The 26,832-nt window shown below is 61.8% G+C and carries 30 protein-coding genes; 8 read left to right on the forward strand and 22 right to left on the reverse strand.

The window, feature by feature from the left end; all coding sequences use genetic code 11:
* The first annotated feature begins 55 nt into the window (after positions 1–55).
* From GSQ88_RS08440 to GSQ88_RS08450, 3 genes are read left to right on the forward strand one after another with little or no spacing between them, the layout of a single operon-like run.
* Positions 56–859 carry a sterol desaturase family protein gene (locus tag GSQ88_RS08440; RefSeq protein WP_159007033.1) on the forward strand — a complete coding sequence of 268 codons (804 nt, stop codon included), beginning with the start codon at positions 56–58 and terminating at the stop codon, positions 857–859.
* Positions 860–882: 23 nt separating this feature from the next.
* Positions 883–1,281, forward strand: a complete 399-nt coding sequence (locus tag GSQ88_RS08445; RefSeq protein WP_159007035.1) for a hypothetical protein — start codon at positions 883–885, stop codon at positions 1,279–1,281.
* 21 nt (positions 1,282–1,302) lie between these two features.
* Positions 1,303–1,518, forward strand: a complete 216-nt coding sequence (locus GSQ88_RS08450) for a hypothetical protein (protein ID WP_159007036.1) — start codon at positions 1,303–1,305, stop codon at positions 1,516–1,518.
* Positions 1,519–1,560: 42 nt separating this feature from the next.
* Here GSQ88_RS08450 and GSQ88_RS08455 read toward each other — a convergent pair whose 3' ends face one another.
* The 5 genes from GSQ88_RS08455 to GSQ88_RS08475 all read right to left on the reverse strand — a co-directional run bounded on the left by GSQ88_RS08455 (position 1,561) and on the right by GSQ88_RS08475 (position 5,507).
* Positions 1,561–1,725, reverse strand: coding sequence for a hypothetical protein (locus tag GSQ88_RS08455; RefSeq protein WP_159007038.1), 165 nt, complete (start codon positions 1,723–1,725; stop codon positions 1,561–1,563).
* Positions 1,726–2,158: 433 nt separating this feature from the next.
* A complete protein-coding gene (locus GSQ88_RS08460; RefSeq protein ID WP_159007040.1) occupies positions 2,159–3,115 on the reverse strand; it encodes a PDR/VanB family oxidoreductase in 957 nt (318 codons plus the stop codon).
* Positions 3,112–3,531: an MOSC domain-containing protein gene (locus tag GSQ88_RS08465; protein ID WP_246735170.1), complete on the reverse strand. Its 420-nt coding sequence runs from the start codon at positions 3,529–3,531 to the stop codon at positions 3,112–3,114. The genes GSQ88_RS08460 and GSQ88_RS08465 overlap by 4 nt, the downstream gene beginning before the upstream one ends.
* Before the next feature lie 186 nt (positions 3,532–3,717).
* Positions 3,718–5,028 (reverse strand): MFS transporter, encoded by a 1,311-nt coding sequence (locus GSQ88_RS08470; RefSeq protein ID WP_159007042.1) that lies wholly within the window; start codon positions 5,026–5,028, stop codon positions 3,718–3,720.
* A gap of 131 nt (positions 5,029–5,159) precedes the next feature.
* Positions 5,160–5,507, reverse strand: a complete 348-nt coding sequence (locus GSQ88_RS08475; RefSeq protein ID WP_159007044.1) for a RidA family protein — start codon at positions 5,505–5,507, stop codon at positions 5,160–5,162.
* Positions 5,508–5,840: 333 nt separating this feature from the next.
* On the opposite strand from GSQ88_RS08475, the gene GSQ88_RS08480 reads away from it, so the two are divergent.
* The 3 genes from GSQ88_RS08480 to GSQ88_RS08490 all read left to right on the forward strand — a co-directional run bounded on the left by GSQ88_RS08480 (position 5,841) and on the right by GSQ88_RS08490 (position 9,826).
* Positions 5,841–6,443: a helix-turn-helix domain-containing protein gene (locus GSQ88_RS08480; RefSeq protein WP_159007046.1), complete on the forward strand. Its 603-nt coding sequence runs from the start codon at positions 5,841–5,843 to the stop codon at positions 6,441–6,443.
* A gap of 261 nt (positions 6,444–6,704) precedes the next feature.
* Positions 6,705–7,505 carry a CbbQ/NirQ/NorQ/GpvN family protein gene (locus GSQ88_RS08485; RefSeq protein ID WP_159007047.1) on the forward strand — a complete coding sequence of 267 codons (801 nt, stop codon included), beginning with the start codon at positions 6,705–6,707 and terminating at the stop codon, positions 7,503–7,505.
* Positions 7,506–7,534: 29 nt separating this feature from the next.
* Positions 7,535–9,826 (forward strand): nitric oxide reductase activation protein NorD, encoded by a 2,292-nt coding sequence (locus GSQ88_RS08490; protein WP_159007049.1) that lies wholly within the window; start codon positions 7,535–7,537, stop codon positions 9,824–9,826.
* Between the two features lie 188 nt (positions 9,827–10,014).
* On the opposite strand, the gene GSQ88_RS08495 is transcribed toward GSQ88_RS08490, so the two are convergent.
* The 4 genes from GSQ88_RS08495 to GSQ88_RS08510 form a co-directional block, all read right to left on the reverse strand.
* Positions 10,015–11,052 carry an aliphatic amidase gene (locus GSQ88_RS08495; protein ID WP_159007051.1) on the reverse strand — a complete coding sequence of 346 codons (1,038 nt, stop codon included), beginning with the start codon at positions 11,050–11,052 and terminating at the stop codon, positions 10,015–10,017.
* A gap of 292 nt (positions 11,053–11,344) precedes the next feature.
* Positions 11,345–11,953, reverse strand: coding sequence for an ANTAR domain-containing response regulator (locus GSQ88_RS08500; protein ID WP_159007053.1), 609 nt, complete (start codon positions 11,951–11,953; stop codon positions 11,345–11,347).
* Positions 11,954–11,963: 10 nt separating this feature from the next.
* Positions 11,964–13,130, reverse strand: coding sequence for a transporter substrate-binding domain-containing protein (locus GSQ88_RS08505; protein ID WP_159007055.1), 1,167 nt, complete (start codon positions 13,128–13,130; stop codon positions 11,964–11,966).
* A gap of 67 nt (positions 13,131–13,197) precedes the next feature.
* On the reverse strand, positions 13,198–14,211 hold the full coding sequence (locus GSQ88_RS08510) for a 1-aminocyclopropane-1-carboxylate deaminase (RefSeq protein WP_159007057.1): 1,014 nt from the start codon (positions 14,209–14,211) through the stop codon (positions 13,198–13,200).
* A gap of 144 nt (positions 14,212–14,355) precedes the next feature.
* Between GSQ88_RS08510 and GSQ88_RS08515 the strand changes: the two genes are divergently transcribed.
* Positions 14,356–14,847, forward strand: coding sequence for an Lrp/AsnC family transcriptional regulator (locus tag GSQ88_RS08515; RefSeq protein ID WP_159007059.1), 492 nt, complete (start codon positions 14,356–14,358; stop codon positions 14,845–14,847).
* On the opposite strand, the gene cnbZ is transcribed toward GSQ88_RS08515, so the two are convergent.
* Genes cnbZ through GSQ88_RS08545 form a run of 6 tightly spaced genes read right to left on the reverse strand, consistent with a single transcriptional unit; the run spans position 14,848 to position 20,163 of the window.
* Positions 14,848–15,603, reverse strand: coding sequence for a 2-amino-5-chloromuconate deaminase CnbZ (cnbZ, locus tag GSQ88_RS08520; protein ID WP_159007061.1), 756 nt, complete (start codon positions 15,601–15,603; stop codon positions 14,848–14,850).
* Between the two features lie 43 nt (positions 15,604–15,646).
* Positions 15,647–16,378 carry an ABC transporter ATP-binding protein gene (locus GSQ88_RS08525; RefSeq protein ID WP_159007063.1) on the reverse strand — a complete coding sequence of 244 codons (732 nt, stop codon included), beginning with the start codon at positions 16,376–16,378 and terminating at the stop codon, positions 15,647–15,649.
* A complete protein-coding gene (locus GSQ88_RS08530) occupies positions 16,371–17,120 on the reverse strand; it encodes an ABC transporter ATP-binding protein (protein ID WP_159007065.1) in 750 nt (249 codons plus the stop codon). Before GSQ88_RS08530 ends, GSQ88_RS08525 begins: the two co-directional genes overlap by 8 nt.
* The gene (locus GSQ88_RS08535) at positions 17,113–18,048 is read right to left on the reverse strand and encodes a branched-chain amino acid ABC transporter permease (protein WP_159007067.1); all 936 of its coding nucleotides are present in this window, start codon (positions 18,046–18,048) and stop codon (positions 17,113–17,115) included. The genes GSQ88_RS08530 and GSQ88_RS08535 overlap by 8 nt, the downstream gene beginning before the upstream one ends.
* Positions 18,045–18,911 carry a branched-chain amino acid ABC transporter permease gene (locus tag GSQ88_RS08540; RefSeq protein WP_159007069.1) on the reverse strand — a complete coding sequence of 289 codons (867 nt, stop codon included), beginning with the start codon at positions 18,909–18,911 and terminating at the stop codon, positions 18,045–18,047. The genes GSQ88_RS08535 and GSQ88_RS08540 overlap by 4 nt, the downstream gene beginning before the upstream one ends.
* Before the next feature lie 31 nt (positions 18,912–18,942).
* On the reverse strand, positions 18,943–20,163 hold the full coding sequence (locus GSQ88_RS08545) for an amino acid ABC transporter substrate-binding protein (RefSeq protein ID WP_159007071.1): 1,221 nt from the start codon (positions 20,161–20,163) through the stop codon (positions 18,943–18,945).
* Positions 20,164–20,340: 177 nt separating this feature from the next.
* On the opposite strand from GSQ88_RS08545, the gene GSQ88_RS08550 reads away from it, so the two are divergent.
* Positions 20,341–21,243, forward strand: coding sequence for a LysR family transcriptional regulator (locus GSQ88_RS08550; protein ID WP_159007073.1), 903 nt, complete (start codon positions 20,341–20,343; stop codon positions 21,241–21,243).
* A 3-nt stretch (positions 21,244–21,246) separates the two neighbouring features.
* On the opposite strand, the gene GSQ88_RS08555 is transcribed toward GSQ88_RS08550, so the two are convergent.
* From GSQ88_RS08555 to GSQ88_RS08585, 7 genes are all read right to left on the reverse strand, one after another.
* A complete protein-coding gene (locus GSQ88_RS08555) occupies positions 21,247–22,077 on the reverse strand; it encodes an aspartate dehydrogenase (protein ID WP_159007075.1) in 831 nt (276 codons plus the stop codon).
* A 68-nt stretch (positions 22,078–22,145) separates the two neighbouring features.
* Entirely contained in the window at positions 22,146–23,345 is a 1,200-nt protein-coding gene (locus tag GSQ88_RS08560) for an FAD-dependent monooxygenase (RefSeq protein ID WP_159007077.1), read from the reverse strand.
* Between the two features lie 30 nt (positions 23,346–23,375).
* Positions 23,376–23,771 carry a hypothetical protein gene (locus tag GSQ88_RS08565; RefSeq protein WP_159007079.1) on the reverse strand — a complete coding sequence of 132 codons (396 nt, stop codon included), beginning with the start codon at positions 23,769–23,771 and terminating at the stop codon, positions 23,376–23,378.
* A gap of 16 nt (positions 23,772–23,787) precedes the next feature.
* Positions 23,788–23,994, reverse strand: a complete 207-nt coding sequence (locus GSQ88_RS08570) for a hypothetical protein (RefSeq protein WP_246735133.1) — start codon at positions 23,992–23,994, stop codon at positions 23,788–23,790.
* Between the two features lie 33 nt (positions 23,995–24,027).
* Positions 24,028–24,639 (reverse strand): 3-phenylpropionate/cinnamic acid dioxygenase subunit beta, encoded by a 612-nt coding sequence (locus GSQ88_RS08575; protein ID WP_159007081.1) that lies wholly within the window; start codon positions 24,637–24,639, stop codon positions 24,028–24,030.
* Between the two features lie 30 nt (positions 24,640–24,669).
* The gene (locus tag GSQ88_RS08580) at positions 24,670–25,485 is read right to left on the reverse strand and encodes an SDR family NAD(P)-dependent oxidoreductase (protein WP_159007083.1); all 816 of its coding nucleotides are present in this window, start codon (positions 25,483–25,485) and stop codon (positions 24,670–24,672) included.
* Complete coding sequence (locus GSQ88_RS08585; RefSeq protein WP_159007084.1) at positions 25,482–26,831, reverse strand: aromatic ring-hydroxylating oxygenase subunit alpha; 1,350 nt, start codon at positions 26,829–26,831, stop codon at positions 25,482–25,484. Before GSQ88_RS08585 ends, GSQ88_RS08580 begins: the two co-directional genes overlap by 4 nt.
* Position 26,832: the final 1 nt, after the last annotated feature.

Below are 26,832 nucleotides of genomic sequence, written 5' to 3' on the forward strand. Positions count from 1 at the left end.
TGGTGATATATTACAGAAAAGGGCGGCGCAAGCCGGCAAAATACGGAGAAACGCGATGGAATTGTCATCGAGCGTCATGACCGAGCGGCAGCGGAATTACCGGGCGACCTATCGCTATCGGATCGCCGGCTGGTACAATGGCTGGCTGCATGTGTTCGTGATCTATGTGATCGGACTGACCGCGCTGTCGGTGTATTTCGGCAACGTCCGCGATATCAGATGGTGGGAGCTCGGCATCGTGCCGGTGACGTTCCTGTTCGCGAATTTCTTCGAATGGTGGATCCATCGCTACGTCATGCACCGCCCGTCGCAGGTCAAGGCGTTTCGGGCGATCTACAACCGGCATACGCTGATGCATCACCAGTTCTTCACCGAAAAGGAGATGCGGTTCGCCGACCATCATGACTGGCGCGTGACGTTCTTTCCGCCCTACGCGCTGGTGACCTTCACCATGATGTCGATCCTGCCGGCGCTGATTTGCGGCTGGCTGATTTCCCCCAACGTCGGCTGGCTGCTGATCTCGACGACGACGTCGATGTACCTGATCTACGAGTTCATGCATTTCTGCTGCCACGTCGAAGAGAACTGGTTCGTTCGCCACGCGCCCTTCGTCAACACCATCCGGCGCCATCACGCCGCCCATCACGATCAATCGATCATGATGGAGCGCAACATGAACCTGACCTTCCCAATGATGGACTGGCTGATGGGCACCTCGGACCTCAATCGCGGCCTGATCGGCCATCTGCTCAACGGCTATGACAACCGTTTCGTCAAAACCGACATGCGCAAGACCGCGCGCACGCCGCGGCCTGCGATGACCGGGCAGCCGACCGGCTTTGCCACGCCGGCCGAGTAGCACGGAGCGGCGGGAGAGCCTGTATGAGCGCCATCGAGCCAAACTGGGTTTCACTGCTGTGGTTCGCTGCCTATGCGACGATCTGCATGCTGGCGTTTCTCGTGGTCGCCGGCATGTTCCCGCTGCGCGCGCGTCCGGAGGCGGTACGATCGCGCGGCATGACGCCCTTGATCGCCGGCAATGCGATTTTGCTGGTGAGCCTTTTGATCGCGACCGGCTGTTACGGCTGCATCGAACTTCGGTGGAGCAGCTTGATCGTCGTCACCGGGCTCATCGTGCTGTTCGCGCCGGGGCTGTTCCAGGCCTGGCCGCCGTCGCAGCGCGATGGAAGAATGGGTCTGGTCGCGCTGATCGGAATTCAGGCGTTGGCGCTGGCGACGCTCGCCAAGATCGCCGCTCCATCGTGGGCAAATCTATCGTGACGTGTTTCGGAGGGTTGAGCGATGCCTGTTAGAATTAAGCTCGGCCTGTCGCTGGGCGTCGTCATTGTGGCTGCCATCGCCGCATATTTTCAGCATATTCTGGGCCATGACCGCATCCAGTACGTGGTCGCGTTCCTCGGATGCTTCATGATCTTCGCGATGTGGCTGTTTCCCGAAGTCAAACGCGAAGATAGCGCCGGCAGCGTTCGGCGCGACAGCCTGCCGCGACAGGGTTAGCCCCTGTTGGCGCGGCGCCCGGATCGAACAGACGGCGGTGGTCTACTCGATCACAACAGCCAACTGGCTGATGAGGTAGGCCACCTCTTCGAGTTCGGCCTCATCGCGATGATCGACTGTATAGGCCAAGCGTTCGACGCATTGATCGTAACCGACGGCCGCAAGGACGGCGTGGTCGGATAACGCGGACTGTGAAATGGGATTCATGGTCGCGCTCCGTGGTTGCCCCTGAGCTAAGAATACCTTCAGTTGGTACGATCGACACCTTAAGGTTCGGTCATGTTACGAAATGTGTATTACCAAGTGTGTCGGTGGGATGACGCATTTGGCGAAAGCACGGCATTCGCAGGGCATCGAGCGGCCGAAGCGCGATGCGGCCTTAAATGTCGAGAGAAGCCGAGGCTCTCCCTTTAGACAGTTATGATTCACCTCAGGCTATCTAGCGCGGGATGGGATTGGATTAAGCGGTAGCGGCAACAGAAGCGCGCTCCCTCTCCCGTTCGGAGAGGGTTGGGGTGAGGGGTTACGACCTCTCGTTAAGCGCCCTCACCCGATTTGCTGCGCAAATCGACCTCTCCCCGACGGGGAGAGGTGGGCCGAAACACCGGCCCCGACCGACTCGATTAAAAGTCATCCCACTCTAGAGATCCAGAATGAGGCGATCGGTCGCCGATCCGGCAACGCAGACCATCAGACTTTTCCCACGTTCCGCCGGGGACAGCACGCGATCGCGATGCACCGGCTCTCCTTGAAGCCAATCCACCTTGCATGAACCGCAAATGCCTCCGCAGCAGGACGCGGGAATATCGATGCCGGCGTCGATAAGTGCCGCGAGCATCGTTTGACCGGCTGTGACGGCCACCTCGAGCCTGGATCGCGACAGCACCAGGGTATACGGCTTCTCATTGGGATCGAGCGGCCTCGCGAGCGGTACAAAGCGCTCGATATGCACAAGCTCGTCCGGCCAGCCGCGGGTCGCCTGCTCGAAATCCTCGATCATGCCTTGCGGACCGCAGCAGCCGACCATCTCATCGGACGGCGTCCGCCCTATCAGCGATGCGACTTCCGGGCGCGCCGCCGTGACGGTGTTGTGAATGACGACATGCCCCTTCTGCAACAAGGGAGCGAGCAAGCCGGCGACCGGTGGCTCGCCACGCACCATCAGATGCAGCCTGAAATCCGCACCGCCGGTTCGCATCAAATACGCCGCCGCCGACAGAAACGGCGTTACGCCGATTCCGCCTGCGACAAAGGTGAAGCGAGACACCTTGTTGTCGAGCTGGAGGCCTCCACGTGGCAGGCTGACGCCGATGGTATCGCCTTGCCTGACATCATCGTGCAGCCTGATCGAACCGCCACGCCCCGAAGGCTCGCGCTTGACCGCGACCACGTAACGCGAATTTTCCGCAGGGTCATTGCAAAGCGAATAGGTGCGAACGACTTTCCCCGGCAAATGCAGGTCGATATGCGCACCCGGCCGGAACGGTGGCAATTCCCAGCGATCGGGATCGACCAGGGAAAACACCTTTACGTCCGGACCGCCGTCATCGATTTTCTCGACGATCGTTTTGATCGTCGTGATGGGTGCCGCCTTCATTGAAAGTTCCGCATGGTATCGCCAATCCGCACCACGCCGCCTTGCAATATCCTGCAATTCAGCCCGGAGCGGTTGATCAGCGGATCGAAGATCGCCTTGCCTGTGATTTCCTCGATATGCCGACAGGGGATCGACAGCCGAGTTGCTTCCAGCAGCGTCTCACCCAGCCAGAATTTGCGACCGACAAGATGGGTGAGCGGCACGCCCACGGTCGTCACGTTGCGCCGGTGCTCCTCCGGCCCGAGTTCGATATTATGGTCGCGCTTCAACGCCACGAGGGTCTCGATTTCGAACAGCGTGACCTGTCGGCCTTCCTCCGGTTTGTGCGAATAAAAACCTTCTTCGCGGCCGATCATATAGCGATCGCCCTCGATACCGCGGCCGGCGATCAATTTGATTTCCGGCATCGCCCGCATCGGCAGGAAGGCTCTCGGCGTGATGTGCAGGTGCCGGACCAGACCCGTCCAGGCGGGGCTGATCGTTCTGTCGCCGGCTCCCGCGGCATTTCCTTGGGTTTCGAGTACGTCAAGCATGGTCCAACTTCTCCCTGAGGGATGGTTTCTTGTGAATTGAATTGCCGGCGTCAAGGCACCGCGCCGTCATTACGTCAGTTCCCGGTTCGCCATCTCTGGCGCTGCAAAGGTCGCGATGGCCGTGACCAGCGCGCACAGGATGAGAAATATCGAGACCGGCCAAGTGGCTCCCGCCCACGTCATCAGCAGCGCGGCGATCAGGGGGCTGAGCCCGCCGCTGATGGCGGCGCCGACCTGAAAGCCCAGCGAGGCGCCGCTGTAACGCAGCCGCGTCGTGAACAGTTCGGAATACCAGGGCGCGCCGACCCCGAACATCACCATCTGGCCGAACGAGATGGCAACGACGATCGTCAGGATCACGATGGTCGGATCGCGGGTGTCGAGCAGCCAGAACATCGGGAATGCGAACAATGCGGAGAACGTGCAACTGGCATAAAACATCGTCTTGCGGCCGACTCTGTCGGACAGCCATCCAAACAGCGGAATCGAGAACAACGCGACAAAGGAGGCGATGAAGGCGCCATTCAGCACCAGCGCGCGCGACAGCCCAAGATGCGAGGTTGCGTAAGACATGATGAAGACGCCGGCGATGCTGGCATAAGCGATCTCGGAGATCTTCAGGCCGACCGCGGTGAAGAACGGCCGGCGGTGATCCCTGAAGATTTCGACGATCGGCATCCGCACGACTTCGTTCTTGGCCTTGACCTGGCTGAAAGCCGCGGTTTCCTCCATCCGCAGACGGATATAGAGCCCAACCCCTACCAGCAGGATGGAGAGCAGAAAAGGAATGCGCCATCCCCATGCCGTGAATTGGGCATCGGGCAGTTGCGATACCAGGCCGAACACACCAATCGCGGCGAGGTTGCCGACGGGATTTCCGACCTGCACCATGCTGCCGAGGAAGCCTCGCCGATGGGTCGGGCAGTTTTCGACCACCATCAACACGGCACCGCCCCACTCGCCGCCGAGACCAATGCCCTGCAGGAAGCGCAAAACAATCAGCAGCACCGGCGCCGCGACGCCGATCTGCTGATAGGTCGGCAGCAACCCGATCAGAAATGTTCCCAGCCCCATGACAATGATGGTGATCGCGAGCATCGCCTTGCGGCCCACTTTATCGCCAAAGTGACCGAAGATCGCGGCGCCGAGCGGACGCGCCAGAAAGCCGACGGCATAGGTTCCGAAGGCGGCAATGGTCGCCAAAGCGGGATCACCGGCCGCAAAGAAGATCTTGTTGAACACCAGCGCGGTCGCCGCACCGTAAATCAGGAAGTCGTACCACTCGACCGCGGTCCCGATGACGCTCGACCAGACGATGCGGCGCAACGCTGCGCCGTCATCGGGGATTTCAACTGTCGTGAATTGCTCGGCAACGGTCATGATGATCCTCTCCAGGATTGTGGCCAACTTCCGGACGCATATCGTCGTTCTCCGCCCCGGCTATCGGGGCGTAGCTAGGAAAGTCTGCTGCTTCCGCTGGACCTCATTCGCCCCAGCGCGGGCGTCGGCGCTTAAAGAATGGCGGCGATCACCGCGATCTCGACCCGGATCGATGGATTGGCGAGGCGAGCTTCAACACAGGCCCGCGCCGGTGACGCGCCCGCGGGCACCCATGCATCCCAAACCGTGTTGAACACCGCGAAATCGGCAATGTTCGGAAGCCAGACCGTCGCCGTCAAAATCGACGACTTGCCGGTTCCAGCTTCCGCAAGGAGCGCGTCGATCTTGCCCAGCACCTGCGATGCCTGGGCTTCGATGCCGACCGACAGATCGTCGGGTACTTGGCCCGCGAGATAGACAAGGCCATTATGGATCGTGGCCATGCTGAGCCGCTTTCCGGCTCCCAACCGCTTGATCATGACGCCACCCTTTCGGATGCACGGATTGTGCACGCCGAAAATCGACCATGTTTACTGTCAGAAATCAAATGGCCAAAATGGCCGAAAACGACGTCAAAACCCACTGAATCGCGAAAGAGACCAATAAATATGCTAAAATCATCGATTTTGGCCCTGATTTGCCTAAACTTTCTTCACGAATTGGATGAAATTTCCGCACCGTAAGTTTACTGGCAGTCTCATGGAGCCATGAGATACTCCCGATCGGAGCGAAAGTTTATCGCTGGCGCCCTTCACAGGCCTGATGCAAAACATCGCGTGCCGAAGCTCAATTGCCCGGCAGGGAGACAAGCATTGTTGGACGTCAGCAGAACCACGGGAGTAGGCCCCAATCTCCGGCAATTGCGCGTGGCCAAGGGTCTGACGATGGATCGCCTGGCAAGCCTCAGCGAATTGACCCGCGGATATATTTCGCTTGTTGAGCGAGGCCTGAAAACTCCCTCGATTGCCGCGCTGCTGCGCATGGCGGCGGCGCTGGACGTCAACGTGGCGTATTTCTTCGACCCGCAGCCGACATCGGCGCCGCGCTATACGATTCACCGGCGTCAGCAAGAAGATGCGCTCCCGATGAAGGACGAGTCTTATGGCTTGTTCGCCCTCGCCGCGGCGCGTCCACATAAGAGCATGGCGCCGTTTCTTCTGACGCCTCCGTTCAAATCAACGCCGAACTCGGCTCGCGCCCGCCAGAAAATTCAAAGGTCATTTCATTCCGGCGAAGAAATGCTGTTCGTTGTCAGCGGGCGGGTCGCAATCGAACTTGATGGCGAAGAGTTTGAGCTGGAAAAAGGAGATTGCCTGTATTTTTCCGGCGAGACCCCTCATCAGGTGCACAGTCTCGGACGTCAAAAGGCAGAAGTCCTTGTCGTTATCGGGGTTGTGCAGCCCGACCGCGCATAGGCCAGTAAACCAGGCGCTGGTCGCATCCGGCGACGTCCGTCCCTTGGCCACTTGTGCGACATCGGGATTAACGATCTAATATTGACCGAGGCGTTCGAAAGAATGCCTGTTTCGCGCGCTCCAAGGCCGTGGCGCGCCCATAAGGCGATGTTTGCCCAACCCGCTTTCGAAAGGGGGAGGAGATGTCGTCACATGAGCTCGGGACATAGGCTCGGGACATGGGCAGGCGCTTTTCCCCACGACCCATTCGTGGAGATGCGCATGAACCTCGATGCTTACCGGATCGCTTCGGAACCCTATTACCAGCCCGTCGGCGACGAGATCGCGATATTTGAAGCGGCCTTCGCCGAGCGGCTTCCCTTGATGTTGAAGGGGCCGACCGGCTGCGGAAAAACCCGTTTTGTCGAACACATGGCCTGGCGGCTGGCAAAGCCGCTGGTCACCGTTGCCGCGCATGAGGACATGACTGCCTCGGACCTCGCCGGCAGGTACCTGCTGGAGCCAAGCGGCACCGTCTGGCACGACGGCCCGCTGACCATGGCCGTCAGGTACGGCGCGATCTGCTACCTCGATGAAATCGTCGAAGCGCGCCAGGACACTACCGTCGTGATCCATCCGCTGACCGATGCGCGGCGCATCCTGCCGCTGGAGAAGCACAATGAGATCGTGCCGGCCCACGCCGATTTCCAGCTCACCATCTCCTACAATCCCGGCTACCAGAGCGCGGTGAAGGATCTGAAGGAATCGACCAAGCAGCGTTTCCTTGCGATCGATTTCAATTATCCGCCGGCCGCGGTCGAAGCCGCCATCGTGGCCCGCGAGGCCGGAACCGATGTCGAGTTGGCCGGCACGTTGGTCGCAATCGCCGAGCGGTCGCGGCATCTGCAGGGGCATGGGCTTGAGGAAGGCGCCTCGACCCGGATGCTGATCCATGCCGGCCGGCTGGTCCGCGCCGGCCTGCCGCTTGCAACCGCGGTGCGATCGAGCATCGTGCTGCCGATCACCGACAATCACGATATCCGCGAAGCCCTCAGCGCCGCGATCGAGGCCTGCATCCGGTGAGTGCTGCGCCCCGCTTGGCATCGCTGCGCATGGTTGCTGCCCCAGCCGGCGGCGCGGCCCGCCGCGTTCATCTCTTGATGCGACAGCGCGAAGCGTTGCGGCCGCCGTTTCGGCTGGCCTGGGACAATCTGGCGGCGCGCTTTCACGCCGACAAGCTTGAGGGCTGGGCGGCCGGCGTGCTTGATCTCGCCGACGTCAATGCCGGCCCCTCCTGCCTGGTGGCGTTCTGGCAGGTCAGCCGCGACCAGCCGACCGCAGATGGCATCGCGCCGCTGATCGTGGCGGCGCAGACATCGGCCAATATCTGCCGTTACGCCGGCGCGCAGGCCGCCGCGGCGACGCTCAACGCCGTCGCGGTCACCAAAAAGATCCTGACCGCGGCGCCTGGCCTGTCGCGGTGGTGGCGCGCGATGGACGATCTGGCGCAGCGCGCACCGGAATCGGTAGTGGCCGCGGCGGCGCGCATGGCCGAAATCCTCGGCGCCGGCGATATCCAATCCTTTGAGAGTTTTATCGCGGCGGGCCTGAAGCTCGCAGCCGGCAACAAGCAGAAGCGGCTGGCCTTCTTCACGTTGCAGGATGAACTCGCGCAGCAACTGGTGGAACGCGCCACGGCTGGCGCCGGATTCGCCGAGACCGAGCGCCAGACCAAGGCGTTCGTCACGGCGTTATGGGGCCGCCCGCCGCTGTTGCGCAGTTTTTCAGGCGGCACCGGCCAGGCCCCGCAACGCCGCGCCGGGATCGCGGGACCGTTGATCCGCCTGCCCGCGATCTATCGCGGCGTGCAGGGCGACGCCGCCTACGCGCTATACCGCGCGGCGGCGGCGCACGCGCAGGCCCATCTGATGTTCGGCGGCACACGGTTTGCGGTCGGAACCCTGAAACCGCTGCAGATCGCGCTGGTCACCCTGATCGAGGATGCCCGCATCGAATCGCTGGCGGTGCGGCAACTACCCGGTCTGCGAAGACTGTGGTCGTCCTATCACGTCGCCACGCCGGCCGGGGTCGCCACCGCACCGACCTTGCTCGCCCGGCTGGCCCGCGCGCTGTTCGACCCGTCCTATGAGGACGATGACAGCTTTGTTGCCAAAGGACGCCTGATGTTCGAGGGCCGAATCTCGCGCCTCGAAGACCCGTCCATCAGCCGCGAGGTCGGCATGCTGCTTGGCAACGATCTCGGCCAGATGCGGATCCAGTTCAACGCCAAGACCTATGTGGTCGAGCCGGTCTATCGCGACGACGGGCTGGGCCTGTGGGACTTTGGCGACGATGCACCCGCCTCCGCCGAGACGCCCGATCTCGCGGTTGACGCAGCGCGACTTGAACAGCGCGAGGATCCCGATCAGCCGTCGCTGCATCCCGACGTGCAGGCAGGCGAAAATGCCGCCGGCCGCGCCCGCCCGGTGCCGCCGGACCAGCGCGGCATCGTGATCGCGAAATATCCGGAATGGGACCGCGCCCACCATGTCGAGCGGCCGGAATGGACGACGGTGCGGGAAGTCGCCGCGCGGCAGGGCGATCCGCTCATTGTGGAGGAAGCGCTTGATCGCGCCGACGTGCTGCGAAACCGGATCCGCCGGCTGGTCCGTGGTATCAGCGTCGGCCGCGCCATCAGGCTCAAGCGCCAGCTCGATGGCCATGACCTCGACGTCGATGCCATGCTCGATGCCGGCATCGCGCTGCGCATGGGCCAGCAACCCGATCCACGCATCTTTCGCGCGACGATCTCCAAGCATCGCGACCTCGCAGCGTTGCTGCTGCTCGATATCTCGGAATCGACGCGGGATCGTCTCGCATCCGGGGCCTCGATCCTCGACGTCGAACGGCTGGCGGTTGCGGTGCTGGCCGAAGCCATGGGCGCGCTCGGCGATCCCTTCAGCCTGCTCGCCTTTGCCTCGAATGGACGGGAGGATGTGGAGATGACGACCGTCAAGGCGTTCGATCAACCCTATGATCGCGCCTGCATCGGCCGGTTGGCGGCGCTATCGTCGGGGCTGTCGACCCGGCTAGGCGCAGCTATTCGTCATGCCGGCGAGGCGATCAGCCATGTCAAAAGCTTCCGAAAGCTCGTCATCGTCCTGACCGATGGTGAGCCCTCCGATATCGACGTCGCCGACCCGCTCGATCTTGTCGAGGACGCCCGGCGCGCCGCGATCGGTCTGCGCGCGCGCGGCATCGACGGGTTCGGTGTCGTGCTCGGCTCCAGTGCGGTGAATTCGGCCGCGCGTATTTTCGGTCGCGGCAATACCATGCTGGTGCCGCGGGTCGAAGATCTGCCGGCGCGCCTGTCGGAATTGTATTTCCGACTGGCGCGGCGGTAGAGCATCATCGATGTCTGACTTGAAAGGCAGTCAATAGAGTTTGGGTTTTTTGTTCGTCATTGCGAGGAGCCCTTGCGACGAAGCAATCCAGTCCTTGCTTTTTGCCCTGGATTGCTTCGCGGAGCCTGTCATCGGGCGGGCATTCGCCCGACCCGTTGGCTCGCAATGACGGAGAAACGCCGCTCCAGCTAGCGGTGCGCTGCGACCTTGTTGGGGATGCCTTCGATCGGCGCCTCATCCGTTCCCACCGTCGGCCGGGTAAAGGACTCGACCATTTCGCGGGTGCCTTCCGGATCGGCGATCCATTTGTTGTAGAACTCATAAGGACAGGCCGCGAGACCGCGGTCGCCCTCGCCGGAGTTGATCAACCCGGTGTAGCCGCGATGCACCAGCTTGAAGAGATGGTTTTCCGATTGTCCGGTGCGGCGGGCATCGCGGATCAGCATCTTCGAAAGCTGGGCATACTGGATGCCGTATTCTTCCTCGCCGCATTCGCCGAGCGTGCGGCCATCGAAGCCGATGATCGCCGAATGGCCAAAATAAGAATAGACCCCGTCGAAGCCCGCGGCATTGGAAACCGCGACGTAACAATTATTCGCCCACGCCATCGCCTTCGCCATGATGACCTGCTGGTCCTTGGCCGGATACATGTAGCCCTGGCAGCGCACGATCAGCTCGGCGCCCTTCATGGCGCAGTCGCGCCAGATTTCCGGATAGTTGCCGTCATCGCAAATGATCAGCGAAACCTTCATGCCCTTCGGCCCGTCGGAGACGTAGGTGCAGTTGCCGGGGTACCAGCCCTCGATCGGAACCCACGGCATGATCTTGCGGTATTTCTGAACCACCTCGCCCTTGTCGTTCATCAGGATCAGCGTGTTGTAGGGCGCCTTCTTCGGATGTTCCTCGTGACGTTCGCCGGTGAGCGAGAACACGCCCCAGACTTTCGCCTTGCGGCAAGCTTCGGCGAAAATCTCGGTCTCCTCGCCGGGCACGACGGACGCGGTGTCGTACATTTCCTTGGAGTCGTACATGATGCCGTGGGTCGAATATTCCGGGAAGATCACCAGATCCATTCCGGGCAGGCCGGTCTTCATGCCGACGATCATCTCGCCGATCTTCCTGGCATTCGCCAAAACCTCCGCCTTGGTGTGAAGGCGAGGCATCTTGTAGTTCACGACGGCAACGCCGACCGTGTCATTGCTCGATGAAATATCGCCGTGCATCATGTCGCTCTCTCCTTAGCGCTGTTTGCAAATCCGCTCAGTTCGTCGGTTCAGTCCGCCGGTCCGGTTCGCGCCCGCAGATAGCGCGCATCCCGCCCCGAAAAAATTCCAAAGTCGTCCGAGGCCCGCGGATCCGATTCAATCCGTGCCGATCGCAGGTCGCCAAACGCAAAAAAGCCCGACGAATCCTCGCGGATTCTTCGGGCTACCTAGCCAACGCCAAACCAACGTCACTGGTGGTTCGGCAAATGACTACGGTTGAAACATCCTTGTCCAATCGCAGTCAGGTGCAAAACTAAACATCTTTTATTCGGTACTGCAAGAGTTCATTTGCGTGGATGATCGCAGATGCCATGTCGTCCATCGATAACCGCTTGGCCATCGCCTGGCGGCGGATATTTTCATACGCTTCCGCCTCGCTCAGTCCCTGGCCATCCATCAGGATCGATTTCGCCTTTTGGATTCGCTGGATGCCCGACAGCTTGCGCTCGAGCTTGCGGATGCGCTTGTCGGTTTCGCGTTTCTCGAGCCAGATGCTGCGGGCGATGGTCAAATTGGTGAGCAGGCCAAACGGGCGGATCGGGCGCTCGATGACGGCGACCGCGCCTGCCTCCAGCACCAGTTGCAGCGTCGACGGATCCTCATAACCGACGATCGCGATCAGCGTCGGACGCAAGCCGTCACCCGACTTCAGGAGCCGCTGAATGTCGCCGCGAACATCGTGTTCGACGGCCAGCAGCATCACATCGGCGCTGTCGCTCCAGCATTCCGGAACCGGCCATTGCGTTTCGACCATGCATCCGATGCGGCGCAGATGTTCGACAAGGCTGACGCGTTCACTGTCCGGCGGGTGAACCACCTGGACCCGAAGTCCGCGAAGGTCACGAAGGATCTGGATCGCCACCACCGGGTCCTCAGTGATTGACGGTCTGGAGGTCTTCGGCCGACCAGTCGTCGAGGCTCTGCACGACGCAATAGGGGTCGGGCTTGATCCGCACGCCGGGATTCCAGACCGTCTGGAAGCGACCCGATTTGTCCAGCCGCGCGATCCGCGGCCAGAGATAAGTGTGGTTGTTTTCCGGATCGATCCGAACCCGTCCCTGCGGGGCGTCGAACTCGGAATCGCGTAATTCCGGCAGCACGCGTTCCGGATCATCCGAACCGCAGCGCGCCAACGCGCGCATCGCCAGATGCACCTGGAAATAGGCGGCTTCCGCCGCTGCCGTCACCGGCGCATCGGCGCCGTATTTTTCCTTGAAGCTCGCCACGAAGCGCCGCGCCGAAGGCGAAGAAGACGTTTCGAAGAAGGGCGCCGCGGTGATATGACCCTCGGCCGCTTCCTGGTGCATCTCCGCCACTTCGGCCTCGCTGGTGGTGAGACTTGCGATCGGCATCTTGGCGGAGTCGAATCCTGCCTTTCGGTAGGCCTCGTAGAGCACCGAGGTGCCCTTCCCCACCACCGTCGAAAAGATCACGTCGGGCGAGGTCTTCTTGATCCGGTTGATGACCTTGTCGAAATCCTTCGGCTCCGCTGCGAGCGGAACGTAGATTTCGTCCAGCACCTCGCCGCGGCCCTGCACGACGAAGTCGGCCATCAGGCGATTGGACTCGTAAGGATAGATGTAGTTCGACCCCACCAGCAGGAAACGATTGCCATAGGTCGACAGCAGGAATTTTGCCAGTTGCAGCGAATTCTGGTTCGGCGCCGCACCCGCATAGATGCAGTGCCGTGAATATTCGAAGCCCTCGTACAACGTCGGGTAAAACAGCAGCCCGCGATGGCTTTCGACGACGGGCAGCACGGCCTTGCGCGTGCTCGACATGTAGCAGCCGAACAACAGCCGGATGCGATCGACCTGAAACAGCCGCTCCGCCAAGGAGCGGAACTGCTTCGGGTCGGAGGCCGGATCGTAGATCACGGGTTCGATCAGGCGATCGAGCACGCCACCGGCGGAATTGATCTCGCCGATGGCGAGCAGCGTCGCATTCAGTTGGGATTGCTCGACCGCGGACGTCACCCCGGTCTGTGAGAACAATACGCCGACGCGCCACGGCGCTTTGCTATCTTCGCTGGAACTCATGACCGACTTGAACCACTCCTGAGATCCGGCGACTGTACGTCAGATCCCGGGAAACTCAAATCACCGGTCAGCCGTTGCGGAACGCATAAGCGTAGCCGTTGAGCGCCGGCGCGCCGCCGAGATGGGCGTAGAGAACTTTCGAGCCTTCGGGAAAGTAGCCCTTTTGCACCAGATCGATCATGCCCTGCATCGACTTGCCCTCATAGACCGGGTCGGTGATCATGCCCTCCAGCCGTGCGCTGAGGCGGATCGCATCCTTGGTCTCGTTGGAAGGCACGCCGTAGGCCGGATAGGCGTAGTCTTCCAGCAGCACAACGTCGTCTTCGCCGAGCTCTTTGCCGAGTTCAACCAGTTCGGCCGTCCTGCGCACGATCTCCAGCACCTGCGCCTTGGTCTGTTTTGGGGTAAAGGACGCATCGATGCCGATCACGCGGCGCTCGCGTCCGTCCGCGGCAAAGCCCACCAGCATGCCGGCATGGGTTGAACCGGTCACGGTGCAGACGACGATGTAGTCGAAGGCAAAGCCCAGTTCCTTTTCCTGTGCGCGAACCTCCTCGGCAAAGCCGACATAGCCGAGGCCGCCGAATTTGTGCACGGAGGCGCCGGCCGGGATCGCATAGGGCTTGCCGCCCTTGGCCTTGACGTCGGCGATGGCGTCTTCCCAGCTTTGGCGAATACCGATATCGAATCCTTCGTCGACCATCTGCACGTCGGCCCCCATGATCCGGCTGAGCAAGATATTACCGACGCGGTCATAGACGGCATCCTCATGCGGCACCCAGCTCTCCTGCACCAGCCGGCACTTGAAGCCGATCTTGGCCGCGACCGCGGCGATCATCCTGGTGTGGTTCGACTGAACGCCGCCGATCGACACCAGGGTGTCGGCGTTGGAGGCGATGGCGTCGGGAATGATATATTCGAGCTTGCGCAGCTTGTTGCCGCCGAAGGCGAGACCGGAATTGCAGTCCTCGCGCTTGGCGTAAAGCTGCACCTTGCCACCGAGATGCTGGCTCAGGCGCTCCAGCTTCTCGATCGGGGTCGGCCCGAATGTGAGGGGATATCGCGCGAACTTCTTCAGCATGGGGCAACCTCTTGTGTCTGATCGGTCTAGTATTCCGGCGCCACGATGCCTAGCATTTTCCGCACGAATGGTGCTTTCAAGTTTGTAGGAAAATATGATATTCCATCTCGATTTCTCGGCATCCATCTGCGACATCGTATCAATATGGCAACAAATCTGAAAGATTCTTTCACACCCGAGGCGATCGACGGCATCGACCTCAAGATGCTGCGCGCGCTGCAAAAGGACGGCCGAATTTCAAACGCGGAGCTCGCCCAAGCGGTTGATGTCAGCCCGGCGACCTGCCACCGGCGAACCCAACGGCTGCTGGAGCAGGGATATGTCACGCAGGTGCGCGCGATGATCAATCCCAAAAAGGTCAATCGTGGCGCGCTGGTGATGGTCGGCGTGGTGCTCGACCGCTCCACACCGGAGAGTTTCGCCGACTTCGAAAAGGCGGCGGCAAAGCTCAAATTCGTTCTCGACTGCCATTTGGTAGCCGGAGACTTCGATTACTTCCTGAAAATCCGGGTCGGCGATATGGCGGACTTCAACAGGATCCACGGCGAGAAGCTGATCGCGTTGCCGGGCGTGCGGCAAACGCGAACATTTTTCGTGATGAAGGAAGTCGTCGACAACGCGCCGCTGGATTTTTAGCTACACCTCAACGACGCGTTCGACATGCACGCGCCGGCAGTCCATTTCGTATTCGAGGTTGACGACGGGTGGCCGGTTGAAATGCCAGGTCAGGCCGTTGCGAAATACGCCGCGCCGGCCGAGCTCGCTTTCAAGGATCGAATAGACGTCCTGCACGGTGTAGAGCTGAACACCGGTGGTCTGGCTCCAATCGCCGCCAAACGCGCCCATGCGCCGCTCCATTTCATCCAGCACCCACTTTGCCTTTTCGAGCATGGCTTCAGGGCTGGTCTCACCGAGGCGAACCGTATGGTCGCGGTAGTTGGCTTTGCCTTCCACCGACTCGCCGCTGCCGGCAACGACGAATGACGCGGGCGCGTTGAGCGCGACGGTCGTAAACGAAAAGGCATGAAAACCCGGTTCCGAGGGCGGATCGATCTTCGGACAGACATTGCTGCGCGCCACCGGATTGACGCCGTCCTTCATGAGCCCCCAATCGACCAGCGTCTTGATGTAGATCTCGTTAAAGGCCTTAAAACCCTCTTCGGTGAACGGCGCGGGAGAGCGCAACTCACAGGCGCCGAACGCCGTCAGCGGCCGGCCCGTCGCCCTGATGATTTCCGCGATCTTCTCGAACCCCTGCTTCAGCGGGACCACCTTTGCAAAACGAACCCGCTCGATCGCAAAGCCGGGCAGCGCGCCGATGCCGCATGAATATTGACTGACGCCGGGCATGAACCTGTAGCCGCCATTTGGCGCTTCAACCGTCTCGATCATAGTGCCTCTCTAAATTGTCGACATTTTCTGTCGGATTTGAATTTCACGTCTCGAGCACGCCGAGATAGGCGTCGCGAATGATGGGATCGGCAAGTAATTGCGCGCCCTCGCCGTGCCGCACGATGCGGCCCATATCCATGATGAAGGCGGAATGGCAGAGATCGAGCGCGGTGATCACATCCTGCTCGACCAGCAGGATCGACATCCCCTCGGCGTTCAGGGCGCGCAACGCGGCGACGAGTTGCTCGACCAGCAGCGGCGACAATCCGAGCGACAATTCGTCGATCATCAGGAGCCGGGGAGCGCTCATCAGCCCACGGCCGATCGCGCACATCTGCTGCTCGCCGCCGGACAGCGTCGCCGCCGCCTGGTGCCGGCGATCGCACAATTTCGGGAACGTGCCATAGACCCGGTCGAGATCACGGTTCAATTCGCCCCTCGACACCTTTCGCGAATAGGCTCCCATCAACAGATTGTCCTCGACGCTCATGGCGCCGAACAGTCGCCGGCCTTCCGGGACGTGCACGATGCCGCGGGCGAGAATCTGCGCCGCGCGGTCCCCCGTGACATCCTTGTCGTCGGCGAAATAGATGCCGCCCTGCGTTGGGATGAGGCCGGACAACGCGCGCATCAGGGTGGTTTTGCCGGCGCCGTTGGAGCCGATCAGTGCCGTGATCTCGCCGCGGCGCACCGCGATGTCGATGCCCCAGAGCACCTGGATCTCGCCATAGCCGGCACACAGGCCCTGCAGTTCGACGATCGGTGAATCAGCCATTGGCGGCATTCCGTTGCGCGTATTGCTGGCCGAGATAGGCGTCGACCACGGCGGGATTCTTGATGACGTCGCGCGGCTCCCCGTCGGCGATCAGTTGTCCGTTGTGGAGCACGACGATGCGGGTACAGACGTTGAGGACGACTTTCATCAGGTGCTCGATCATCACGATGGTGATGCCGTCCGCCGCCAACTGGTGAATCAGCTTGGTCGCCCGCTCGACCTCCGCGCTATTCAGCCCGGCATTGACCTCATCGAGAAACAACAGCTTGGGCTTCATCGCCAGCGCTTTCGCCAGTTCCAGCCGCTTGCGCATCGCCAAGGTCAGCGTCGCCGCGGATTGGCTGGCCTGCGCCTCTAGGCCCACGAACGCCAGATGCGCCCGGGCTTCCTCCCGGGCGGACTTCAAGCTCTCACCGGGCTGCGAAAACAGCGCGGCGGCGGCGACATTGTCGAGCGCGGAGAACTCGGCGAAGGGCTGCACGATCTGGAACGTGCGTGACAGCCCGAGCCGCGCCGCCTGAAAGGTCTTGATGCGCGTGATGTCCTGGCCATCGAACGTAATGGTGCCGGAATTGGCTGGCGTCACGCCGCAGACGGTATTGACCAGCGTGGTCTTGCCGGCGCCGTTGGGGCCGATCAAGCCCAGCACTTCGCCCTTGTTGATCCCGAGCGTGACCTCACGCAGCGCCTGAAGGCCGCTGAACCGGCGTGATACGCGATCGAGGCGCAGGATCTCAGACATGCTTCGCCTTTCGCCAGAAATTGCGGAAGCGCAGCGAAACGAGGCCATGCGGCAACAGCAGCAACAGCGCCACGATCAGCACACCGAGCACGCCGCTGTGAATCTGGATATAGTTGCGCCAGACCACTTCCTCGAGCACCAAATAAAGAAAGGCGCCGCAGGCCGCGCCGAGCGGCGATCCGAGGCCGCCCATCAGGGTCATCACGATCGGCTTGACCGAATAGAGGATGTCGAACACGTCGGATGGGTCGATGTAATGCACCCACGCGGCATAGAGGCCGCCGGCGGCCGCGACGAAACATGCCGATAATCCGAACGCGATGCTTTTATAAAGCGTAGCGTTTAAGCCGATCATGTTGGCCGCGGTTTCATTCTGCCGGATGCAGACCAGTCCGAAGCCGAGTTTGGATGCCGAGACCGCGATCACCATCAGCGCGGTCGCCAACAGCAATCCCCACATGCCGTAGAAGAAGAACAAGGCATCGGCCATGATGCTGGAGCCGGACGCCAGCGGGATGTTCAGCCCCATGCCGCCGCCGGTGAGATCCGTGGCGTTGTTGACGAGTTCGCGCAACACGCCCACCAGCGAAAGGCTGGCGATCGCGAAGTAATGGCCACGCAAGCGCAACAACACCGCGCCAAGCAGGCCCGCAAGGACGAATGAGCCAATCAGCGCCGCCAGGATCGACACGGTCAGCGGCAGGCCTGCGTTGAGCAACACGCCGGTCGCATAGGCGCCGAAGCCAAAGAACGCCGCCGTCGCGAAGGAGGGATAGCCGGCGAGGCCGCCGACCACGTTCCACGACAGCGCCAGGATCGCGTACATGCAGGCCATGGTCCCAAGCCGCAACGCGTAAGCGCCGCCGACCAGCGGTAACGCGGCCAGGCAGGCCAGCACGATCAGCAGCGCCAGATTGGCTCGCTTCATTCGAAGCCTTTCCGGCCGAGCAGTCCCTGCGGCCTGAACAGCAGGAACACGATCAGCAGCGCGAACGACAACGTCGTGGCGTAAGCCGGCCCGATCGCGGCCGAGCCGATGCCCTCCACCAGCGCCAACAACAGTCCACCGGCCAGCGCGCCGGACACGCTGCCGAGCCCGCCGAGCACGCAGACGACAAAGGCCTTGTCGAGATAGGAGGACGACGTCAGCGCCGAGATCGGGAAAATCAGCGCCATCAGCACGCCTGCGCAGCCGGCCAGCGCCGCGCCGATCCCGAACGCGATCGCATAGATCGACCGGACATCGACGCCCATCAGGATCGCCGCATCGCGATCGAGCCTGACCGCGACGATGGCGCGCCCGATCCGCGAGTGGCGCAGCAGCAGATAAAGCAGCCCGGTCAGCGCCAGCGCCAGCACCGTTGCGATCAGCCGGTCGACGGGGACGACGACATGAAACAGCGAGACCGAACCCATCGGCGGCTTCAAGGTCAGTTTGCGATAATCCGCCTTGAAAAAGTAAATCATCGCGTTGTTCAGGATCAGATCGAGCCCGAATGTCAGCGTCAACGTCACCAATACCGGCGCATGCAGCACGCGATTGAGCAGCAATCGCTGCAAGAGATAGCCGAACACGAAAAACACCGGCACCGCCACGGGCAGCACGTACCACGGCGAAATCGCCATCGACTGATACGCGCCCCAGGCCAGATAGGCGCCGAGAACGATGATCGATCCGTGAATCAGGTTGATGACGTTGAGCACGCCCCACACCAGCGAAAAGCCGATCGCGATGCAGGCGTAGAGGCAGCCCAGCACCAGGGCGTTGATGATGATCTGCGCAGCCAGCATATCCGGGCCCTTCGCCGGTCGCGACGATGGTTCAGTTCACGCCCAGCTTCAGCTCGCCCTGCTTGATCGCCAGCGGGAAAAGCACGACGGGCTTGCTGCCCTGGATCTGGAATACCGGCGGCTCCAGCGAGTTGATCTGGCCGTTGGGGCCGAATTTCACCGGACCCCAGAACGTCACGACGTCGAGCTTTGCCAGTTCGTCGCGCACCTTGTCGCGATCGAGCGAGCCGGCGCGTTCGATCGCCATCTGGAACAACGCACCGCAAACCGCCGCCGACGCTTGACCGTAATCCGGGTCGCTCTTGTATTTGTCGTGGAACAGTTTCACGAAATTTTCGGTCGAGCCAAAAATATCCTTGCCGTCATACCGCTCGGCGGGATGCCACCACGAGGCGCTGGTGACATTCTCGGCGCTCTCGCCCGCCGATTCAATGAAGTCCTGATAGGCCGGACCTGCGATCATCGTGACCACCTGCGCCTTCAATTCCTGATCGACCATCTGCTTGCGGGCCAGCAACAGATCGTTGATGTAGCCGGTGATGAATATCCACTGCGGATCGAGCGACTTGATCTGCGACAACGCGGCCGAGTGATCGAGCGTGCCGATGGCGTATTTCTCGAAATAGACCACCTCCAGCCCATTCGCCTTGGCCGACTTTTCCATCTCCTGGGCGATCGCCAGCGGGAACAGGTCGTTGCGCGCGAGAATGGCCACTTTCTTGACGTCGGGCGCTTTGGACTTGATGATCTGTGTCAGCGGCGTGGTCAGCGTATCGTTCGGCGTGAAGGTGCCGAACAAATATTTGTAGCCCTGATCGTAGACCTGCGACGAGGACGCCGCGGCGGCGATGGTCGGCACTTTGTACTTTTCCGAGACCGTGCTCGCGGCTTTCGCAGCGCCGGAGCCGAACGCCCCGAACAGGAAGTTGATGTTGTCCTGGGTGATCATCTGCTCGGTGGTCTGCACCGCGCGCGGCGTGCTGGATTGATAGTCGGCGTAGACGATCTCGACCTTGTATTTCTTGCCGCCGACCGAGATGCCGCCGGCCTTGTTGGCCTGCTCGGCCCAGAGGTCATATCCCTGCTGCTGCTTGATGCCCTCGGGTGCCAGCGGTCCCGTCAACGGCAGCGGCGCGCCAAACCGGATAACGTCTTCAGCCCTGACCGGGGATCCCGACGCACTCCAGGACGCGATCGCCATGACGGCCGTACCCAGCACGGCCGACCAATGGATCAACTTCGAACCAGACATCCAGACCCCCATTTCGGAACCGGCAATGGTGACGGCGATCCAGCATGGCAAATCGCGCATTCGAATAAAAGCATTGAAATTAGAGGTATGAGGTCGAATAATTCGAACGCTAGCCAAAACCTGCCGCGATCTTGAGCAGGCCAAGCGATCTTGAGCAAGTCAAGACGGGGACAGAGCATGATTGAATCGACCGCGGTCAGATATTTCCGCGCGGTAACCGAGAGCGGCTCGATCAAGAAGGCCGCGACCTCGCTGCGAATCGCGCCCAGCGCCATCAGCCGGCAGATGCAGGCGATCGAGGAGGAATTGTCGGTCAAACTGTTTGAACGCAGCGCCCGCGGCATGGTTCTGACCGACGCCGGTCACCTGCTCTATCGCTATGCCGTCGACAACCGCATTCAGCTCGATGGCATCCGGGTCAAGGTGCAGGAATTCGACACCATGCGCCGCGGTCAGGTCAAGATCGCGACGGTGGAGGGGATGCTGGCGAACTTCCTGTCGAATTTCGTCGTCGAGCTGGCCGGTGATTATCCCGGTATTTCGATCTCCACCACGGTGGTGGGCTCCCGCGACGTCGCCGAGATGGTGGGACACAACGACGTCGATCTCGGTCTGGTGTTCGGCCGTTCGCCGCGGCGCGACCTGATCGAACTGGCGCGAATGCGGCAATCATTGTGCCTGATCGTTTCGCCGCGCCATCCGCTGGCAAACCGCGACAGTTGTTCGGTCAAGGATCTCGCAGGTCTGCGCGTGGTGGTGCCGGATCCATCCTTTGGCATCCGGCAGGAAATCGATCGGGCCTGCGCCAACAACAAGATACGGCTCGAAATCTGCAACGAAACCAATTCGCTCAATTTCGCCCAGACGCTCGCCGCGCGCACCGACCTCGCCACCTTCTTACCCCGCGACACGGCGATGCCCTCGCTCGACGCGGGATTGCTGGTGGCCGTGCCGCTGCGCGACGCGCGGCTGGAAGCAACGCAAGTGACGCTCGTGCAATTGGCGGCGCGCAACATGTCGCCGTCCGGCCGCCTGGTCGCCGATTTGCTGGTCGGCAGGATGAAGGCGGTGAAGGATTGAAGCTTAAGTCCCGACCCGCAACGCCGAACGCTGCTTGCGCAAATAAGCGATCACCGACAACGCCGTGATGCGTCCGGTCTTCGGATTTTCGGACGGAATATTTTCAATCGACATCGAGAAGCGCGCCGAATCGGAGTCCACCTCCATCCGGTGCACGTTGCGCGTCAATGCCGGATCGGCCCAGATCTCCAGCCGGGTGCGGTCGGGTCCGAGACCGGCCAGCGACAGCGCGACCGCGACGTTGAGGTTGGCGGGAAAGCCTTTTGCCGCCTCCCGTGCCGTGCCCTCGAACACCCTGAGCGGCTCGGTGATGCCTTCGATGTCGATGTTGTTGGCGACAAGATAGGGCGCGCCGACCAGGCCTTTCACCGGCTTGCGCGTCACCATCCTGACCGACAGGATATTGCCCTCGGCCGCCGCGGTCATCGCGTCGAGGCCGATCAGCGCCCCGGTGGGCACCACGATCTGGCCGCCGTTTTGTTTGGCGAGCGCGATCAGGTCTTCATTCTCCAGCAGCGCGCCGGCACTGAGCACGACGGCGGTTTTGCCGCGGCTGACAAAGGGCGCGACGATCGATCTGACGAGTTTGGCGGGCGCGCATTCGATGACGAGGTCGGCGATATCGACAAGGCCGTCGATCGGCAGGATCGCCGGCGGCTTGCTCAGCCCAGCCAGAAAGTCCCGATGCTTGGCAGGGTCCTGGACCGACACCGCCGCCAGAACCAGTCCGTCGATGCCCTTGTCGAGGGCTTCCACCACTTTCCTGCCGATCGGCCCGAGCCCGACCACGGCGACACGCTGGTTGTTGCGGCTATTTGCTGCTGAATCTGCCATTGCCCGGTCTCTCGATCACCTGAATACAGATATCGCATCCCATCGGTCTCGGCGCGAGTCAAGCCACTCTAGCTTTCGAGCGGACAGCCGACGGCGTCATAGGAGAACAGCCAGTGATAGCGTTCGCGAACTTTTTCCTCATTCCACTGGGTCGAGACGTAGCGCGTCGCATCCTCGCGATCGAGCAGACGATCATTGTGGAATACCTCGCGGTTACGATCCGCGGCGCGCACGCAACGATTGGCGCGTTCGACACGCAGGGTTTCATACGCCCGAATGGCCGCCGCGCGATCGTCGCGATGCGCCTCGATGCAACGCGCCAGCAACAGCCCGTCCTCGATCGCCATCACCGCGCCCTGCGCCATGAACGGCAGCATCGGATGGCAGGCGTCACCCACCAGCACGACATTTCCGCTCGACCAGCGCTCGATCGGCGGCCGGCTCATCAGCGCCCAGCGATAATGCTCGTCGATATTGTCGATCAGCGCATGAACGTCCGGGTGCCAGCCCGCAAAATCCGCCGCGCAATCTTCCCGGCTGCCGCGCGCGGTCCATGATTCCGTCTCCCAGCCCTGGCGTTCGACCACGCCGACGAAGTTGACGAGCTCACCCCGCCGCAGCGGGTACGTAACGACGTGACGGCCGGGACCGACCCAATTGGCGCCGACCGCGCGCCGCAAATGAGCCGGCAGCCGACCGGACGGCACGACGCCGCGCCAGGCGATGCATCCGGTGAAGGCGGCCTTGCCCGCGCCGAGCGTGCGGGCTCTGAGCTTGGAATGAATGCCGTCGGCGCCGATCACCAATCGGCCGTCGATCGCGCTGCCATCGGCGAGGATGGCAGAGGCGAACTCGCCGCGGTCCCTGACATCTACTACTTCGGCGCCCAGCTTGATGGTACCAGGCGCCACACGCTCGACGGCGTTGGCGAGCACCGTTTGCAGGTCGCCGCGATGCACCATCAGATACGGAAAGCCGTATTCCGCCATCGCCGCAGCGCCGAGATCGAACAGCGGCCATTTCTCCCCGGAATTCCACAGCCGGATTTCCTTGGCTTCCGCTTCCACCGCGACCGCCCGGAGGTCTTCCAGAACACCCAGCGACGCCAGCACGCGTGTTCCGTTCGGGCTGAGTTGCACACCGGCCCCGACCTCCTTCAATTGCGAGGCCTGCTCACAAACGGTGACGGCAAAGCCGCGCTGGATCAGCGCGAGTGCCGCGCATAATCCGCCGATGCCTGCGCCGGAAACGACGATCCGTTCCGTCATATCATCTCCATTCCGCCTTGGCTCATCGTGTCATCGTTTGGAAATCAGGAAATCGTCGGTGAACTCGCCGCGCGATACCTTGACGGGGATTTCGCCGTCGCTGCCGACCTCGATGATGTCCGAGCCCGATTTGGCGTGCTGCGGCGTCAAGAGCTCGATGCGTTCGGCGATCCGCGCCGCCTGCCAGCCGTTCAGCTTCCAGCGAAAGCTGCCGCCGAGATCACGCATGCCGAACTCATGATCGGCCGGCGCCAACACCAGGGGCGCCCGCGATGTGGCGCCGGGAATTCGCTCGGCAATTGCGATTTCCTGCGGATGATCGGCAAAACGGCGCAGCAGTTTTGCCAATGCCGCGAGATCCGCGCCCTCCCCGATGAACAGGAACAGCGGATTGAAGTCGCTCGGCATGTATTCAAATCGCAGCATGATCCGCTTCTGACATCTACTGAGCTTCGGGACCGCCCAGAACCCTGACAATATCCTGCGCATGGCAGAGTTCCTCCGTCCCTACATCCTGTGGGCTGCCTGGAAATTCGAGATAGCGCACCTGTAGCCACATGCCGTCCTCCATGTTTTCCAGCACTTCGGCCACGATGCCCTCGCGCAATTGCAGGCGCTCGCCCACCTTGATGGTCATCACATTGATCATGGCGTCACGCTCGGCCCGTGCGTCTCGTCTCGCTCAAAAGAACATCGTCAAATTCTTGGCAAGCAGGATGTTCTGCTCCAGGAGAATTTCACGTTTTGCGACCTTCCAGTTGGCCTGTGTCGTGCCTTGCGTCGCGCGGAGCGTGTCATTGCGCCGGCCGACAAAGGTGTAGGTCTCGTATTCGACCCGGTTCTGATACACCAGAAAGCGGCTGATGACGTCGACTTCCGCCGGCTGCTCAGGGTTCGGGCGAACCGCCTTGATCTGGACATTGCTGACCATGTGGCTGATCCGCGACAACGGCTCTTCGGCATAGTGCACGCCGGTGAGGATCTGCTCGACGCGCTTTGTCAGCGTCCACTTGTCCTCGTCGAACCAGCTGATGCCTTCGCCGATCCTGGTGTTTTCGCGGGTAGCGTGCTGACCGAACTTCACGTTGCGCCGGATCGGCATGAAGTAGCTGATGTCCTCGGCCAGGATATCCAGCCAGTCGCGGAACCGCCGATCGTCGAGCAGGTCCGCCTCATGATAGTAGAAATCTTCGATATCGGCCTTCAGCCGATAATAGGCGGCCGATCTCTCGATCGATGAATTCGCGACGGGCGCCATTGCGCCCTTTTCCTTATCCTGAACGATCGCACTCATGAGCATGTCCTCTGCGAGAAACGCATTGTGCTAGCTGGCTTTGGCCGCTGGTTTCGGCGGCACCGGACCGCCCTGATGCGAAAAGCATCCGACGTCGATCACGGTCCCCGACAGGGTTTCCGCCTCCGCCGACAGCAGGAACCCAACCACATTGGCCACATCGTCGCCGGTCGCCGCCCGTCCCGCCGCGGTGCCAGGCGTGCCCTTGCCAAAGCGGCTCTCGTCGCCGCCGACGCGGCCGAGGCTCATGCCGCTGACGATACCGCCGCCGCCGGGGATCACGGTGTTGATGCGGATCCTGTCGTGGATGAAGTCGTAGGCCATCGCGGTGCTCAACGCCGCGAGCCCGCCCTTGCTCGCGCTGTAGACCGCCATATTCGGCTTGCCCCAGCCGGCGCCGGAGCCGATGTTGACGATCGAGCCGCCGCCCTGGCGGATCATGTGCGGCAGCACCGCACGGCTCATCAGATAGGGCCCCTTCAGATTAACGGCAACGACGCGGTCGAACAGCGCCTCATCGGTGTCGAGCACCGTGCCCAGCGGACCGATCGCGGCGTTGTTGACGATCGCGTCGATGCGGCCGAATTTTGCCAACGCCGCATCGACGACCCTGGCGACGTCGCGGGATTGCGAGACATCGGCTTCCATCAATTCGGCTGAGAGTCCGCGCTGCGCGAGTTCACCGCGTAAACCCGGAATCGCCGCCTGCGCAATGCTGGAGACCTGCGGCGCTTCCAGCCCGAACGCCACCACGGAATGGCCGCGCGCCGCGAGGCCAAGCGTGATCGCGCGCCCGATCCCGAAGGTGCCGCCACTGACCAGAACGACTTTGCCCGCGCCGCTCATTCCGCGGCCTGCCGGTTGCCGGCGGGCGCACCGAGCAGTTCATTCCAGTCGCCGCCCTGCATATAGGTGGTCCAGCGGCGATAGAAGCCACGCGCGATCTGTTCGGTGATCTGCGTGCTGACCTCGCCACCGAGCGGATGATCGGTCGCGAACGCTCCCATCGACTGCTGATAGTTGAAGGGGTAGCGCCGCGCCACCGTGCCGGTCGAGGCGGCGGTCGCATAGAGCCAGTTCTCCATGTCATCCTGTTCGGTCATGCCGGCCGGTCCGGAATAGCGCATGTAGTAACGGCGCAGATAGTCTTTGACTTCGGCCGGCGCGTCCTTGTCGACGAGAAAGAAGCGCCATCCTTCCGTCGAGGTCGGGCTGTGCGGATGCCAGGCGCAGAGGCCGCGCGGCTGGCGTCCATGATAGGACGTGTTGGGAAAGATCGTGCCGACGAACGGCAACAGTTTTGCCTGTTCGCCAAGCCGGCGCTTGCGTTCTTCGAAACAGTGCCGGAAATATTGTTCGAGCACGGGGTTATCGAGGAACGATTCGACATACTCGTTGGCATCGGGCTGGATCGCGCTGTGCACGCCATGGCCTTCCGGGAAACTGATCCAGACGTGCTGGGCCTTTTCCAGTTCGTCGTCGCGGCGGCCTTTCTTGCCGGCGGCAGCACTCGGTCCGATGCCGATCATGTCGACCGACCGATGGCTGGGGTTGTGATAGGTGTCACCGAGAAAGTTTTCAGCGGCGAACTTCCAGTTGGCGGGAAACACCCATTTGTGCACGCCGATCACCTCGGAGCCGCCCTCACGTCCGTCGCGGCAGTCGAGCGCCTGGTCGAGATGGACCTTGGCATCGCCGAGATAGGTGATGAAGTCGGGCGCATCCTTGTCCCAGGTGGCCCAGATCGATCCCTTGTAGTTGCAAAGCCTGGCTACCGATACCAGCGAGTTGGCGTCGCGATCCAGCACGCCGTCATACAGGGATCGATAGAGCGGAACGCCCTGCAATTTGCCGTCCGTGGTGTAGGTCCAGCTATGATAGGGGCACGTGAACAGCGACGTGTTGCCGGACTCGTAGCGGCACACCTTCATGCCGCGATGCCGGCACGAGTTCAGGAAGACGTGGATCTCGCTCTTCTTGTCGCGGCAGAGGATGACCGACTCTTCTCCCATCCGTGAGGTGTAGAAATCGCCGGGATTGGGGATCAGGCTCTCATGGCCGACCAGGAGCCAGGCCCGCGTGAACACCTTGTCGAGCTCTTCTCGGTAGATATCGGCATCGACAAAGATCTCGCGGCTGATGAAGCCTCTGTTGAGATCGACGAGCTGGTCGAAATCGCTCTTCACGGCCATG

This window comes from Bradyrhizobium sp. S69 (assembly GCF_009766005.1).
GTDB lineage: Bacteria > Pseudomonadota > Alphaproteobacteria > Rhizobiales > Xanthobacteraceae > Bradyrhizobium.

Bases quoted from the DNA above. Each gene is read 5' to 3' on its own strand.
- GSQ88_RS08440 (WP_159007033.1), top strand. From the start codon at position 56: ATGGAATTGTCATCGAGCGTCATGACCGAGCGGCAGCGGAATTACCGG.
- GSQ88_RS08445 (WP_159007035.1), top strand. From the start codon at position 883: ATGAGCGCCATCGAGCCAAACTGGGTTTCACTGCTGTGGTTCGCTGCC.
- GSQ88_RS08450 (WP_159007036.1), top strand. From the start codon at position 1,303: ATGCCTGTTAGAATTAAGCTCGGCCTGTCGCTGGGCGTCGTCATTGTG.
- GSQ88_RS08455 (WP_159007038.1), bottom strand. From the start codon at position 1,725: ATGAATCCCATTTCACAGTCCGCGTTATCCGACCACGCCGTCCTTGCG.
- GSQ88_RS08460 (WP_159007040.1), bottom strand. From the start codon at position 3,115: ATGAAGGCGGCACCCATCACGACGATCAAAACGATCGTCGAGAAAATC.
- GSQ88_RS08465 (WP_246735170.1), bottom strand. From the start codon at position 3,531: ATGCGGGCGATGCCGGAAATCAAATTGATCGCCGGCCGCGGTATCGAG.
- GSQ88_RS08470 (WP_159007042.1), bottom strand. From the start codon at position 5,028: ATGACCGTTGCCGAGCAATTCACGACAGTTGAAATCCCCGATGACGGC.
- GSQ88_RS08475 (WP_159007044.1), bottom strand. From the start codon at position 5,507: ATGATCAAGCGGTTGGGAGCCGGAAAGCGGCTCAGCATGGCCACGATC.
- GSQ88_RS08485 (WP_159007047.1), top strand. From the start codon at position 6,705: ATGAACCTCGATGCTTACCGGATCGCTTCGGAACCCTATTACCAGCCC.
- GSQ88_RS08490 (WP_159007049.1), top strand. From the start codon at position 7,535: ATGGTTGCTGCCCCAGCCGGCGGCGCGGCCCGCCGCGTTCATCTCTTG.
- GSQ88_RS08495 (WP_159007051.1), bottom strand. From the start codon at position 11,052: ATGATGCACGGCGATATTTCATCGAGCAATGACACGGTCGGCGTTGCC.
- GSQ88_RS08505 (WP_159007055.1), bottom strand. From the start codon at position 13,130: ATGAGTTCCAGCGAAGATAGCAAAGCGCCGTGGCGCGTCGGCGTATTG.
- GSQ88_RS08510 (WP_159007057.1), bottom strand. From the start codon at position 14,211: ATGCTGAAGAAGTTCGCGCGATATCCCCTCACATTCGGGCCGACCCCG.
- GSQ88_RS08515 (WP_159007059.1), top strand. From the start codon at position 14,356: ATGGCAACAAATCTGAAAGATTCTTTCACACCCGAGGCGATCGACGGC.
- cnbZ (WP_159007061.1), bottom strand. From the start codon at position 15,603: ATGATCGAGACGGTTGAAGCGCCAAATGGCGGCTACAGGTTCATGCCC.
- GSQ88_RS08525 (WP_159007063.1), bottom strand. From the start codon at position 16,378: ATGGCTGATTCACCGATCGTCGAACTGCAGGGCCTGTGTGCCGGCTAT.
- GSQ88_RS08530 (WP_159007065.1), bottom strand. From the start codon at position 17,120: ATGTCTGAGATCCTGCGCCTCGATCGCGTATCACGCCGGTTCAGCGGC.
- GSQ88_RS08535 (WP_159007067.1), bottom strand. From the start codon at position 18,048: ATGAAGCGAGCCAATCTGGCGCTGCTGATCGTGCTGGCCTGCCTGGCC.
- GSQ88_RS08540 (WP_159007069.1), bottom strand. From the start codon at position 18,911: ATGCTGGCTGCGCAGATCATCATCAACGCCCTGGTGCTGGGCTGCCTC.
- GSQ88_RS08545 (WP_159007071.1), bottom strand. From the start codon at position 20,163: ATGTCTGGTTCGAAGTTGATCCATTGGTCGGCCGTGCTGGGTACGGCC.
- GSQ88_RS08550 (WP_159007073.1), top strand. From the start codon at position 20,341: ATGATTGAATCGACCGCGGTCAGATATTTCCGCGCGGTAACCGAGAGC.
- GSQ88_RS08555 (WP_159007075.1), bottom strand. From the start codon at position 22,077: ATGGCAGATTCAGCAGCAAATAGCCGCAACAACCAGCGTGTCGCCGTG.
- GSQ88_RS08560 (WP_159007077.1), bottom strand. From the start codon at position 23,345: ATGACGGAACGGATCGTCGTTTCCGGCGCAGGCATCGGCGGATTATGC.
- GSQ88_RS08565 (WP_159007079.1), bottom strand. From the start codon at position 23,771: ATGCTGCGATTTGAATACATGCCGAGCGACTTCAATCCGCTGTTCCTG.
- GSQ88_RS08570 (WP_246735133.1), bottom strand. From the start codon at position 23,994: ATGATCAATGTGATGACCATCAAGGTGGGCGAGCGCCTGCAATTGCGC.
- GSQ88_RS08575 (WP_159007081.1), bottom strand. From the start codon at position 24,639: ATGAGTGCGATCGTTCAGGATAAGGAAAAGGGCGCAATGGCGCCCGTC.
- GSQ88_RS08580 (WP_159007083.1), bottom strand. From the start codon at position 25,485: ATGAGCGGCGCGGGCAAAGTCGTTCTGGTCAGTGGCGGCACCTTCGGG.
- GSQ88_RS08585 (WP_159007084.1), bottom strand. From the start codon at position 26,831: ATGGCCGTGAAGAGCGATTTCGACCAGCTCGTCGATCTCAACAGAGGC.